At 35.6% G+C, this 12,774-nt stretch carries 10 protein-coding genes; 4 read left to right on the plus strand and 6 right to left on the minus strand.

The window, feature by feature from the left end; translation table 11 throughout:
* Positions 1-6 precede the first annotated feature (6 nt).
* The 3 genes from WBG07_RS13090 to WBG07_RS13100 form a co-directional block, all read right to left on the minus strand.
* The gene (locus tag WBG07_RS13090) at positions 7-651 is read right to left on the minus strand and encodes a peroxiredoxin (RefSeq protein WP_340201957.1); all 645 of its coding nucleotides are present in this window, start codon (positions 649-651) and stop codon (positions 7-9) included.
* Positions 652-816: 165 nt separating this feature from the next.
* On the minus strand, positions 817-2,298 hold the full coding sequence (nhaC, locus tag WBG07_RS13095; RefSeq protein WP_340201958.1) for a Na+/H+ antiporter NhaC: 1,482 nt from the start codon (positions 2,296-2,298) through the stop codon (positions 817-819).
* An 84-nt stretch (positions 2,299-2,382) separates the two neighbouring features.
* The gene (locus tag WBG07_RS13100; protein WP_340201959.1) at positions 2,383-3,606 is read right to left on the minus strand and encodes an aminotransferase class I/II-fold pyridoxal phosphate-dependent enzyme; all 1,224 of its coding nucleotides are present in this window, start codon (positions 3,604-3,606) and stop codon (positions 2,383-2,385) included.
* Positions 3,607-3,761: 155 nt separating this feature from the next.
* On the opposite strand from WBG07_RS13100, the gene WBG07_RS13105 reads away from it, so the two are divergent.
* Positions 3,762-4,220 carry an Lrp/AsnC family transcriptional regulator gene (locus WBG07_RS13105; protein ID WP_340202055.1) on the plus strand — a complete coding sequence of 153 codons (459 nt, stop codon included), beginning with the start codon at positions 3,762-3,764 and terminating at the stop codon, positions 4,218-4,220.
* Positions 4,221-4,891: 671 nt separating this feature from the next.
* Here WBG07_RS13105 and WBG07_RS13110 read toward each other — a convergent pair.
* Entirely contained in the window at positions 4,892-5,617 is a 726-nt protein-coding gene (locus WBG07_RS13110; protein WP_340201960.1) for a hypothetical protein, read from the minus strand.
* Positions 5,618-6,220: 603 nt separating this feature from the next.
* Here WBG07_RS13110 and lpdA point away from each other — a divergent pair.
* Positions 6,221-7,627 (plus strand): dihydrolipoyl dehydrogenase, encoded by a 1,407-nt coding sequence (lpdA, locus tag WBG07_RS13115; protein ID WP_340201961.1) that lies wholly within the window; start codon positions 6,221-6,223, stop codon positions 7,625-7,627.
* Positions 7,628-7,681: 54 nt separating this feature from the next.
* Here the strand turns inward: lpdA and WBG07_RS13120 are convergent, their stop codons facing one another.
* Positions 7,682-9,418, minus strand: coding sequence for an ABC transporter ATP-binding protein (locus WBG07_RS13120; protein ID WP_340201962.1), 1,737 nt, complete (start codon positions 9,416-9,418; stop codon positions 7,682-7,684).
* 90 nt (positions 9,419-9,508) lie between these two features.
* Entirely contained in the window at positions 9,509-10,702 is a 1,194-nt protein-coding gene (locus tag WBG07_RS13125) for a heparan-alpha-glucosaminide N-acetyltransferase domain-containing protein (RefSeq protein ID WP_340201963.1), read from the minus strand.
* A gap of 215 nt (positions 10,703-10,917) precedes the next feature.
* Here WBG07_RS13125 and WBG07_RS13130 point away from each other — a divergent pair, with 215 nt between their 5' ends.
* Both WBG07_RS13130 and WBG07_RS13135 read left to right on the plus strand, forming a co-directional pair.
* Positions 10,918-11,460, plus strand: a complete 543-nt coding sequence (locus WBG07_RS13130; RefSeq protein ID WP_340201964.1) for an NADPH-dependent FMN reductase — start codon at positions 10,918-10,920, stop codon at positions 11,458-11,460.
* Between the two features lies 1 nt (position 11,461).
* Positions 11,462-12,757, plus strand: a complete 1,296-nt coding sequence (locus WBG07_RS13135; RefSeq protein WP_340201965.1) for an anthranilate synthase component I family protein — start codon at positions 11,462-11,464, stop codon at positions 12,755-12,757.
* The last annotated feature ends 17 nt before the right edge of the window (positions 12,758-12,774 follow it).

Here is a 12,774-nt window from a genome sequence, read left to right on the forward strand (position 1 = left end):
GTTGTTCTAGTTTAAAGCATTTGCCAAATATTCAGCTACTCCTTCACGGTTTGCTTTCATTGCCTCTTTACCTTCTTCCCAGTTAGCAGGGCAAACTTCGCCATGTGTTTGAACATGTGCATAAGCATCAATTAGTCTAAGATATTCATTTACATTTCTTCCCACGGGCATGTGATTAATCCCTTCGTGAAAAACGGTGCCTTCTTCATCAATAAGGTAGGTTGCTCTATAGGTTACATTATCTCCTTCATAAATAATAGAATCTGTGTCTTCATTATAAGTTTCAGATTGAATATCTAAAATTCCTAATATATTTGAAAGATTTCTATTAGTATCTGCAAGCAGCGGATACGTTACTCCTTCAATTCCGCCGTTATCTTTGTGTGTATTTAACCATGCAAAGTGTACTTCGGCAGAATCGCAAGATGCTCCAACCACTATGGTGTTTCTTTTTTCAAATTCAGGTAATGCTTCTTGAAAAGCGTGAAGTTCTGTTGGGCAAACAAAAGTAAAATCTTTTGGATACCAAAAAAGCAATACCTTTTTACCTTTGTTAGCAGCTTCTTCAAATATGTTAAGTTTAAAAGTATCACCCATTTCATTCATGGCATCAACGTTTAAGTTGGGAAATTTTTTACCTACAAGTGTCATAATAGCTTTATTTTTTGTTTAATAATTACAGTGCAAAAGTAAAGCTGAAAACAAGCTTTTATTCAATGATTGGATTTTAAAATTCTATAGAACTATAGAATTTTTTAATGATGAAAATCTCAGAGATGTACTCGTTATTATATCAGGGATTTACAAGAAATAAAGTTAGGCGGTAAGTCTTTTAATTTTTATTTGTAGTGCCGCAAATATTAAAGTCATGACGGGACTTAACCAATTAAAAATAGCATATAAGAAATACTCTCCAACACCTACACCTAAGACACCTGCCTGATAAGCTCCACAGGTATTCCAAGGTACAAGTACAGAGGTTACTGTCCCTGAATCTTCCAACGTCCTGCTCAGGTTTTCAGGAGCTAATCCACGATCTTTATAAGCTTTAGAGAACATTTTACCGGGCACTACTATGGCTAAATATTGGTCTGATGCCGTAATATTTAAAGCAAGACAACTACCAACAGTGCTTAAAAATAATTGGAAGGTTGTTTTTGCCATGCTTAGTAAGGCAGTACTAATTCTAGACAATGCACCAATAGCATCCATTACCCCGCCAAAAACCATGGCGCAGATAATTAACCAAATGGTGCCAAGCATGCCTTCCATCCCTTTGCCTTGAAATAGATCTGCAAGTTCATTAACTTCTGTAGGGACCACTGTTTTAACAGTTATAGCATTTAATACACCCATATAGGCGGCACGGAAATCTAAGGATTCTTGACCGCTAACCATTAAAATAATAGCTGGCTGAAAAATAACTGCAAATATCCCTGCAAGTAATGTTCCTGCCAATAGTGCAACCAAGGGTGGCGTTTTTCTAATAATCATAAATATAACCACTACGGGAACTAAAAAAAGCCATGGAGTGACATTAAATTTTGTATTGATTTCGTTTAATAATTGGCTGGTATCTGCAGTTCCGGTCGTATCAAAGTTTAAGCCAATAATTATAAAAACAACGAGTGTGACAATTATAGTAGGAACAGTAGTATAGGTCATATATTTAATATGACTAAATAATTCACCTCCGGCCATTGCAGGAGCCAAGTTAGTGGTATCACTCATAGGCGATAATTTATCTCCAAAATAAGCACCAGAAATTACAGCACCCGCGGTCATACCAGCAGGGATGCCCAGTGCACCACCCACGCCTACCAAAGCAATACCTACTGTAGCAGAGGTTGTCCAGCTACTTCCGGTAGCAATTGAAATTAAGGCACAAATAATAATGCTCGCGGCGAGGAATATAGAGGGGTTTAAAATTTGAAGACCGTAGTAAATCATACTAGGAATAATTCCGCTTACAAACCAAGTTCCGGCTAGACCACCCACCATTAATAGAATTAATAACGCACCAACGGTAGATTTAATATTTAAAGCTACTTCTTCAATCATTTGTTGGTAAGAAACTTTATTAAAAAAGCCAACAACAGCAGCAACTGCTGCCCCCATAAGTAATATGAATTGGTTGCTTCCACTTAGCGCATCATCTTTAAAAGCAACTAAAACATTGTAAGCAAGCATACCAATTAAAGCAAATACAGGAATAAGAGCCTCCCAGATGTTTAGTTCTTTGTTACTTACAATTGGCACATCCTTTCTATCGGAAGGTTTTATTTGTTGACTTTCCATCTATGGTATTTTTCTTTAACGGTGTAATAATACGATAATACCAATCCTTTTGCAAATTGAGTAGTATAGATTTTACAATGCATATTAAACCGGTTCCTGAGATGTTTTTGGAAGTATTTCTAAAGATTGCATGCATTTTTTCATGTGATGGTATGTACGCTCAATATCGTTATCCAATCCTATAGAAAAACGGATTAATCCATCAGATAGCCCAATTTCTTGTCTCTCTTCCTCAGGAATTTCAGAGGAAGTAGAAGTTCCAGGGGCACTAAACAAGGTTTTGTAAAACCCAAGGCTCACTGCAAGATAACCAAGGTTTTCATGTTGCATTTTCTCCATAAGTTCATTCGCCTTGTCAAGAGTACCAACATCAATGGTTAACATGCCTCCATACCCATATTCTTTATTCATTTGTGTTTTTAATATTTGATGTCCTGGATGAGATTCTAGACCCGGGTATACAGTGCGTAATCCATCTTCTTCAAATCTTTGGGCAAGATAGAGCGCATTTTCACTATGTTTTTTCATGCGAATATGCAGCGTGCGCATATTTTTGAGGATGGAAGCAGCTCTTAGACTATCCATGGTACTGCCAAAAAGCATACAAGCACCATCATTTACATCTTTAAGTGCTAAAATAAGTTCTTTAGAACCGCAGACTACACCTCCTACACAATCACTACTTCCATTAATAAATTTAGTTAAGCTATGAATTACGACGTCTGCTCCTAAAGTGGCGGGTGCAATAGTTAATGGAGAAAATGTATTATCTACTACCAAAGGAATATTATTTTCTTTAGCCAGTGCCGCCAGTGCCTTTATATTTGCCACCTCTAATAAAGGATTGCTAACTACCTCGCAATACAACATTTTTGTTTTGGGGGTAATTGCCGCTGCCACAGTTTCTATCTTAGTGATATCAACAAATTTGGTATCTATATTGAATTTGGGTAGAAAGTTTTTCATAAAAGCATAAGTACCTCCATAAATAGTGCGGCTTGAAACAATTTCTGAGGCTGCTTTGCAATATTGCATAATAACAGCTGTAATAGCACCCATCCCAGAGGCTGTAACCGCAGCAGTTTCAGTTCCCTCTAGTGCGGCCATAGCTTCGCCCAAATAAAGATTAGAAGGTGAAGAATGCCTAGAGTATAAATAACATCCTTCCGTATTACCCTCAAAGGTGTCAAACATGGTTTTTGCTGAAACAAAGGTATAGGTAGATGAATCTGATATTGACGGATTTACACCACCAAATTCACCAAAATATTGAAGGTCTTGTATCTGATCTGCAGGATTGAATTTCATGATCTTTAGTTTAAATTTTAATCGAAATTCGTAAATTGATGTATATAAAACAATGATAATTGGCATATGTAGATTTAAAATCTAATAAAAGTGTTTTTTAAAGAATTTAAATCTATATTTATTGTTTTATAGAAGTAAACAATGAAAATATGATTTTGAAGCTGGATTCTATTGATAAGCAACTTTTGGAGTTATTGCAGACCTATTCTAAAAGAACGCACAAAGAACTTGCAAATAGATGTGGATTATCTGTAACTGCGGTATATGAACGTATAAGAAGATTAGAACGTGAAGGAATTATTAAAAGCTATGTGGCCATTTTAGATAAGAAAAAAATAAAAAAGTCATTTACAGTCTTATGTCATATAAAATTGGTGAAACACACCAAGGAATATGTAACCCTCTTTGAAAAAGAAGTTTTAAAACTTCAGGAAGTTTCTGAATGTTTTCATGTAAGTGGAGATTATGACTATATTCTCAAAGTTCATGTGGAGCATATGGAAGCATACCGCGAATTTATGATTTCAAAACTAACTGTGTTGAAACATATCGGGAGTACTCAGAGCTCCTTTAGCATCAAAGAAGTAAAATGTACTACGGTTATTGATCTATAAGACTTACCGTCTACTTAATTCGTTTTGATACTCCAAGACTTATACATTTTGCCCTTCAATTCTAGCTTTAAAATGACAAAGAGCAGCTGTTGTTTTTCGTAACCTTGCCAGTGATGAAGCAATAAAAAAAGGATATAGCATGAAGATTTATTCATCCATTATTAATAAATAGCAAGGAATTTATACCGAAGGTGAAATAGAATTGCAAAGTCCAAATCGCAAGAAAAAAACCGATTACCATTAGGCATAAAACTGATGGCTCTTACAGTAGCAGCGAAGGAAGCTAATATTCTTTTTCCATCACTGTATCAAACAGTGTAGCTGGAACTGTAAGAGCCCTATTTGTTTTTTCAATAAGTATAAAGGTGTGGCTTGGCAAGGTTTAGTAGGGAGAAGATTAGCTAAAAGAAAGACAAAATCTAATACCAGTAATACGTATTTAAATGACAGCTAAAGAGATCTTAGAGCCTACGATCCCAAAAAAAAATAAAGCGCTGAACTAAAACAAAATCCACTTTAAATAAAGGTCCGTTGAATTAAAAAAGGCTATACTGTTTTAAAATCTAAACAAAGTAAAGCGAAAACAAGATCTAAAACCCCCACAAGGGGGGATGAGTAAACGCTAATGTTGACATCAACTATTTTTCTTGTTTTTGATGCAAAATGCCTTACTATGCTAACACTGGGCCACGTTTCTTTTCTTTTTGCTTTTTTGTACTATTCAAAGAAGAACTAGCACTAGCTCTTGGTTTTGGAATTGGAAGTGCATTACTGGGCACCTTTGGAAAGACCAGACCTTTAAGTAGTTCGCTTGTAGTCTCTTTAGACGCATTCTGCTTTTCATTTGAAGAATTTACTTTGGGTTCGGTGAAATTGTTTTTAGAAAGTCCTGTTTCGACATCGTATGTGAGAGGAACTCCAACTTCAATGCTGACAGGAATACCAACTGCTATAACAGGTAAACCCTGTTTATTTTCAACAGACTGATCATCTATAGGCATAAATAAGTTCAATAGTTCCGCATCGGTTGTTGTAGCTTCAGGTTTATAACTATCGGAAAGCAATGGTTTGCTATCATTGACAAAGCCATCCCCTTCTTTTTGACTCTTTCTTAAAAAGCTTCCACTGGCAATACTTTTTAAAGTAGCAGAAATGGGCTGGAAAAACCTATTTACCGTGTTAGTAGCTCGCTGTATTGGGGTAGTGTTCACCGCAACTGCACCCCTGCCATTTATTTTACTTTGAGCTTTACTGATCTCAGCCGCATAGCTAGAAGGATTGTCTACAATATTACGTAGAACCTGTTGTACCTTTCCTTCATTTTTGGGGTAGGCTTGTCTTAGCGCATCCTTAAGTTGTTTAACCTGTAATTCCGCTTCTACTTGTTGGTTTTTCATAGTTGTAATTTTAAATAATTAATTTTTAGGTTTAAGAATAAAATTTTTCGAGTCTCTGACTTTAGTTAATTCATTGTACTTTTTGAACATTCGGTTCATATATAGGTAAAAGAAAAAGATGTTTCCCCCCAAACACACCTCTTTTTTTTACAATTTAATCTTTGTCCGAACAGTATATTCTGTGTTGGACATATGGCTATATACGCAATGTTATTATTTGAAAAGAGTTCTTCTCTTATTTTCCAACAGCAGATATTATACTTGAAAAAAGGCAAGTAGCTAATATTTTCATCTTCTATTTACTTGGTGGAATTGCAAAGCGAAAGTTAAGAGCCTTTTCTTATACTATTGATGTTGTAGATTCAACACATGGTTGCAAGTACAGAAAGTAGATGATGAGGTACTCAAGGTAACTGTATATGGGATCAAAGAAACAAAAGTTGCTCTTTATTAGAACAGGATTACCCACTATTGAAGACTACAAATATCCAACGTTTTCCATACCCATTAGGCATTGCCCAACCACAAAACATTCGTATTTTTGTCTGGTACGATAATTTAAATTCGTATCCTTAAAATTAGTCCTGAACTAACAAAAATAATATGAATCAATACGATGTAGCCATTATAGGCTCGGGTCCTGGGGGATATGTTGCAGCAATTCGTTGCGCTCAATTAGGAATGAAAACAGCAATCATTGAAAAATATGCTACACTGGGGGGCACCTGCCTTAACGTGGGTTGTATACCTTCTAAAGCATTGTTGGATTCTTCGCATCATTATGAAGATGCCGTAAAGCATTTTAAAGAACATGGTATTGATATTCCAGGTGAGATTAAAGTGAATTTAGAACAAATGATTTCTCGTAAGCAAGGGGTTGTAGATCAAACATGCGCTGGAGTAAAATTTTTAATGGATAAAAATAAGATTGATGTATACGAAGGTCTTGGATCTTTTGCAGATGCAACTCATGTAAACATCAAAAAGGCTGATGGAAATGAAGAGAAAATAGGTGCAAAAAACATTATTATCGCCACTGGTTCTAAGCCTGCTTCGTTGCCGTTTATCACTATTGATAAAGAACGTATTATAACCTCAACAGAAGCCTTAAAGCTCAAGGAAATTCCAAAACATATGGTTATCATAGGGGGTGGAGTGATAGGTCTTGAACTAGGACAAGTTTATAGAAGACTTGGGGCAGCGGTATCTGTAGTTGAATATATGGATCGTATTATTCCGGGAATGGATAAAGCACTAAGCAAGGAGTTGCTTAAAGTAATGAAAAAGCAAGGGGTTAAATTTTATCTCTCGCATAAAGTAAAATCGGTAGAAAGAAACGGAGATACAATTGTGGTAAAAGCAGATGATAAGAAGGATCAAGAAGTGGTTTTTGAGGGCGATTACTGTTTGGTTTCCGTGGGGAGAAAACCGTATACGGATGGTTTAAATACAGCCGCCGCCGGCGTAGAACTCACAGATAGAGGACAAGTAAAAGTAAACGATCATTTGCAAACCACAGCTGCGAATATCTACGCTATAGGAGATGTAGTAAGAGGTGCAATGTTGGCGCATAAGGCGGAAGAAGAAGGTGTACTGGTAGCCGAAATTATAGCAGGGCAGAAGCCACATATAGATTATAATCTTATTCCTGGTGTTGTCTATACTTGGCCAGAAGTAGCGGCGGTAGGTAAAACGGAGGAAGAGTTAAAGGAAGCGGGTGTTAATTTTAAAGTAGGACAGTTTCCTATGCGTGCTTTGGGAAGAGCCCGTGCAAGCACAGATACAGATGGCTTCGTGAAAATCCTTGCAGATGCTGAGACTGATGAAGTTTTAGGAGTACACATGATAGGAGCCAGGGTGGCAGATTTAATAACAGAAGCAGTTACGGCTATGGAGTTTAGAGCTTCTGCAGAAGATATTGCTAGAATGAGTCATGCACATCCAACGTATGCAGAGGCAGTAAAGGAAGCTGCCTTGGCAGCTACAGAAAATAGAGCATTACATGTATAATCTATAGGTTATCCAAAACAAAAAATCCCGGCAAGTTGTCGGGATTTTTTGTTTTTAGATTCTTGCTTGATAGGTATATAAGTCGTAATATCTTCCTTCTTTAGAAATAAGTTCGTCATGCGTTCCTTGTTCCGCAATATGTCCATTTTCAATCACAAGAATTTGATCTGCCTTTCTTATGGTGCTCAAGCGATGTGCAATGACAAAGGTAGTTCTGCCTTGCATTAATTCTCCTAAACTTTTTTGAATAAGGGCTTCGCTTTCTGTATCTAGATTAGAGGTAGCTTCATCAAGGATGATAATTTTCGGGTTTGCCAGAATTGCTCTCGCAATCGCAATACGTTGTTGTTGGCCTCCAGATAGTTTTACGCCTCGCTCCCCAATTAAGGTGTCTAGTCCTTTTTCAAATCTATCGGTAAACTCATTTACATAGGCCGCTTTTACAGCGTCTTGTAATTCAGCTTCAGAAGCATTGGGTCTAGGAAACAAAATATTTTCACGAATGGTGCCTTCAAAAAGAAAGTCATCTTGTAAGACTACCCCAAGGTATTTTCTATAGCTACTAAGTTTGATGGTCGCAAGATCTTGATTATCTACCGTAATAGTACCCGATTTAGGGTTCAAAAAAGAAGCCGCAAGACCCGCTATGGTAGATTTACCAGAGCCTGAAGAGCCTACCAAAGCCGTTATGCTACCGGAGGGAGCTGTAAAATTAATGTTGTGTAAAACTTCAATTCCTTCTTCGTATTCAAAACTTATATTGTTGAAGTGAATATCACCTGTTAAAGATTCCAGTTCTATATTTCTCTGTAAAAGCGCATCCTCAGAGGGCATATTCATGAGTTCTTCAGTACGGTCTAAGCCGGCAAAAGCTTCTGTCATTTGACTTCCAATACTACTCATTTGAATAATAGGGGCAATCATATACCCTAATAACAAAGTGAATTGTAAGAAATTACCAGTAGTTAACTCATCACTTATCATAAAATGACCTCCAATACCCATAATTCCTGCCGAGGCAATACCTAAAAGAAAGGTGGAGGCACTGGTAATAAATGCTGTTGAGGTTAGACTTTTTTTCACATTCAAGAATAAACGTTCAACCCCCTCTTCAAATGTTTTTCCTTCTTGCGCTTCGGCATTAAACCCTTTTATAATTCGCACTCCATTAAGAGTTTCGGTAAGTCTGCCAGTAACTTCTGCATTAATAACCCCTCTATTTCTAAAAATAGGTCTTATAAACTTAAAAGCTTTTAAAGCTACGAATGCAAAAATGGATATAGGTACAAGAACAAATAATGTCATCATAGGACTTATCTGAATGAGAAGAACCAAAGATATGACAGCGGTTACAGTACCTCCAACCAATTGCACCAGACCAGTGCCAATAAGGTTACGAACGCCTTCTACGTCACTCATAATTCTGGAAACTAATGCCCCGGATTTAGTATTGTCAAAGAAACTAATAGGTAGCGATAATACCTTTTTTTGTACTTGTGCTCTTAAGATAGATATAAATCTTTGAGCCTCAACACTTAATATTCTGGTGAGTAAAAAAGAAGTGGAAGCTTGAATGGTAATACCAACCACGACAGCAATCAGCAAATATCGTAACATCTCGTAGTTTTTATTGACAATTACATCGTCAATTAAATACTTAGTAGAAATAGGTAATACAAGACCAGCAAGTTTGCTGATAACAATTAATACTAATCCTAAAGATATAATATTTCTTCTAGGCCATATAATGGTTTTAAAGGCCTTGGAGATACTTACTTTGCGTTGCGACATTTTTTCTATAAAATTAACGTGTAAAAGTAATCATTCTACACTATAGAAGACAAACAACTAAAAAAAAGTAAGTAAAAGATTATATTCTATTTAACTTTTTGAGGAAATCATATATTCCTTGACTTTTTTGTACAAGCGAATGAAGGTATGAGATGCCTCCCGTAAAGAGAACTTAGAATAATTAAGGGCAACTGTAATTCTCTGATTCAAATGGGCATTGATAAGCACCTTATTTCTTCCGTACAAAATAGATAAATATGTAGTTACTATCATAAAGATAATAGCGCCAATCACAATGATTACAGGGCTTAAAGAATGATGAAAATATTTGTAAAGACCTAATCCAGTAAAACTTCCATATAAAATCATAAAGTGAATTACATAGATATACAGTGTGCTTTTACCAATTTCTAAGGTTAATTTAGAGGTAATTAAATTTCTAACTGCCATAAAAAGGGCAAAAAGAATTAAAACATTGCCTAAACGAATAAACAAATAATTATTATTGAAAATATCTGCAAATAACTGTATTTGAGTTTTTTCAAATAAACTTAAGAAGAAAGCAGATGAGAAGAAGGTTAAAACGATACCAAAGAGCAGACATAGTAAAATAGCTTTTGGATACATGTGTTTTACCTTGTTATATCGATGAAACAATATGGCCATAAATCCGCCAAAAGCAGCATACCCAAACCAAGGGAAAATAGTAAAGACAGAACCATTGGCTTTTGTGAAATAATTTGCGAAAAGATCTGGTAAAAAAGAATAAGACAAGGTTTTATATGCAGGTTCTAACATAAAAATCAGAAAAGCACTTAAGCCCAGTAAAGCGGGTAAAACATAGGCTCTTTTTTGCTGACTATAGGAGAATATGGCAATGATAAATAGAATAGAGAGCCCAATGCAGTGCAATACATCAACCATAAAAAAGCTGGCATAAACCTGCCCTGTGAGTAATCCAAAAAGATTCATTCTCAGTAAGTAGCCAATACCAATAAGCATTAAACCTCTCTTAACTCCTTTATTAATTCTTTGGTTAACTTCATGTGAACCCTTTTCTTTTTCTCTAAGTAGAAGATATAAAAAAATAAAACCAGAAACGGTAAAAAAGGTAGGTGCGGTGATTCCTCTGAAAAATTCCCAAGTAGCAAATACTATATTGTTTGCATCCCTGTAAATAGGGTCTAGTAAACCATCAATAAAATGCCCTTGCAACATCATAAGAATAGCCCATGCACGCATGACATCTATAAAATATAATCTTTTTGTTTCGGCCTTCATCATAAAGTAACTAACTCAAAATCAGAATTATTTAATACTGATTAATGTTTACCGCAAAAGTAATTAAAATTATCTTTTCACTTACTGTGTTCTTTAATACATACGTTTTATATTTGAAAACAGATTATTTTAAGGGAAATATGTCATCTCTATTATTCAGATAAAGCCCTAGTATGTAATGTGGTTTAGTTTTTTAAACGTTAAAATCTTTTTACTGTATGCCTAAATTATTAGCTTTTGCCGGAAGTAATTCCTCAACCTCTATTAACTTTAAACTGGTTAAATATGCTTGTTCTTCATTAAGTGAAGTGGATATTAATCTGCTTAATTTAATGCATTATCCTTTTCCCATGTATAGTGAAGACTTAGAAAAATCTTCTGGATTTTCAAATTCTTTGAATGAGTTACTTAGAGAAATTAAGGAGGCAGACGGATTGTTAATAGCCGTTAACGAGCATAACGGAAATCTTTCTGCTTACTTTAAAAATGTACTTGATTGGCTTTCACGTTTAGATAAGACCTTTGTTAAAGACAAAAAGATCTTTCTCTTAAGCACTTCACCAGGAAAACGAGGAGCTATTGGTGCCCAAGAAATTGCAAATCAACTTTTAGGTAGAATGCAAGCTGAAATAATAAGTACATTTTCACTTCCCTCTTTTAAGGATAATTTTGATACAGATAAGGAATGCATTACCGACAAAAAGTTGGATGATGAATTGATGAATTCATTACAGATTTTTCTGGATGGCTTAAAAAATTAGTTTGAGAATTTCCCAAAAATTTCAAATCTCTAATATACCTCATTTTAAAAAACAACTTTTACAATGGGCACAACAACATGATGAGGTGTTGTGGCTTGATTCAAACGCCCATAAACAACTATATGGTAGTTTTGATGCGCTTTTGGCAATAGATGCGCTTACTTCTATAGTCACTGATTCCATAGATGGTTTTGATAAACTTTCTGAGTATAGAAATACCACCAACGATTGGATTTTTGGGTATCTAGCCTACGATCTTAAAAATGATGTGGAAATACTCTATTCCAAGAATTTTGATGGATTAGCGTTTCCTGATTTGTATTTCTTCCAACCTAAGAAAATCTTTATCCTACGAGGGGCAGAACTTGAAGTACAGTATTTGCGAATGGTAGATGATGAAATTGACTCAGATTTTTCAGAGATCAAAAAAATGGTGCCTATACTAAAATTGACTACTGGAAATAAAAAGCCCATCAAAGTAAAATTACGTATCCATAAAGACGCCTATCATGCCAAAGTCAATACTATATTGCAACACATTCAAAGAGGTGATATTTACGAAGCGAATTTTTGCCAGGAATTCTATGCGGAAGAAGCAGAATTGCATCCCTTGCTAAGTTATTGGCATCTCAATGAAATTTCAACACCTCCTTTCGCAACCTTTCTCAAATTACAACAGCACTTTTTAGTTTCGGCCAGCCCAGAAAGGTATCTGCGGAAAGAAAGTAGCAAGGTTATTTCTCAGCCAATAAAGGGAACCTCCAAAAGAGGTTCAAGTGTTGATGAGGACGAGCTGCTAAAAAAACAACTCGTTCAAGATCCAAAAGAGCGTTCTGAAAATATAATGATCACAGATCTTGTAAGAAATGATCTTTCAAAAACTGCACGGAAGGGAAGTGTAAAGGTGGAAGAATTATGTAAAGTTTATGCTTTTCAACAAGTGCATCAAATGATTTCTACTGTTGTGTCTGAGGTAAATACTAATATTGACCCGGTAAACCTCATAAAAACTACCTTTCCAATGGGAAGCATGACCGGGGCTCCTAAAATTGCTGCAATGAATATCATTGAAAACTTAGAGGAAACAAAACGTGGTTTGTATAGCGGAGCCGTAGGTTATTTTTCACCGGAAGGAGATTTTGATTTCAATGTGATCATAAGAAGTATTCTGTACAATGCTATTAAAAAATATGTTTCCTTTTCAGTGGGAAGTGCTATCACCGCAGGTTCTGTTCCCGAAAAAGAATATGAAGAATGCCTTATTAAAGCAAAGGCAATGCGGGAAGTACTTGAATAACAAACTTCAATTCATTT

Source organism: Ascidiimonas meishanensis (assembly GCF_037782385.1).
GTDB classification, from domain to species: Bacteria; Bacteroidota; Bacteroidia; order Flavobacteriales; family Flavobacteriaceae; genus Ascidiimonas; species Ascidiimonas meishanensis.

Coding starts and splice junctions, on each gene's coding strand:
- lpdA (WP_340201961.1), top strand. CDS start 6,221: ATGAATCAATACGATGTAGCCATTATAGGCTCGGGTCCTGGGGGATAT.
- WBG07_RS13120 (WP_340201962.1), bottom strand. CDS start 9,418: ATGTCGCAACGCAAAGTAAGTATCTCCAAGGCCTTTAAAACCATTATA.
- WBG07_RS13130 (WP_340201964.1), top strand. CDS start 10,918: ATGCCTAAATTATTAGCTTTTGCCGGAAGTAATTCCTCAACCTCTATT.
- WBG07_RS13110 (WP_340201960.1), bottom strand. CDS start 5,617: ATGAAAAACCAACAAGTAGAAGCGGAATTACAGGTTAAACAACTTAAG.
- WBG07_RS13125 (WP_340201963.1), bottom strand. CDS start 10,702: ATGATGAAGGCCGAAACAAAAAGATTATATTTTATAGATGTCATGCGT.
- WBG07_RS13090 (WP_340201957.1), bottom strand. CDS start 651: ATGACACTTGTAGGTAAAAAATTTCCCAACTTAAACGTTGATGCCATG.
- nhaC (WP_340201958.1), bottom strand. CDS start 2,298: ATGGAAAGTCAACAAATAAAACCTTCCGATAGAAAGGATGTGCCAATT.
- WBG07_RS13100 (WP_340201959.1), bottom strand. CDS start 3,606: ATGAAATTCAATCCTGCAGATCAGATACAAGACCTTCAATATTTTGGT.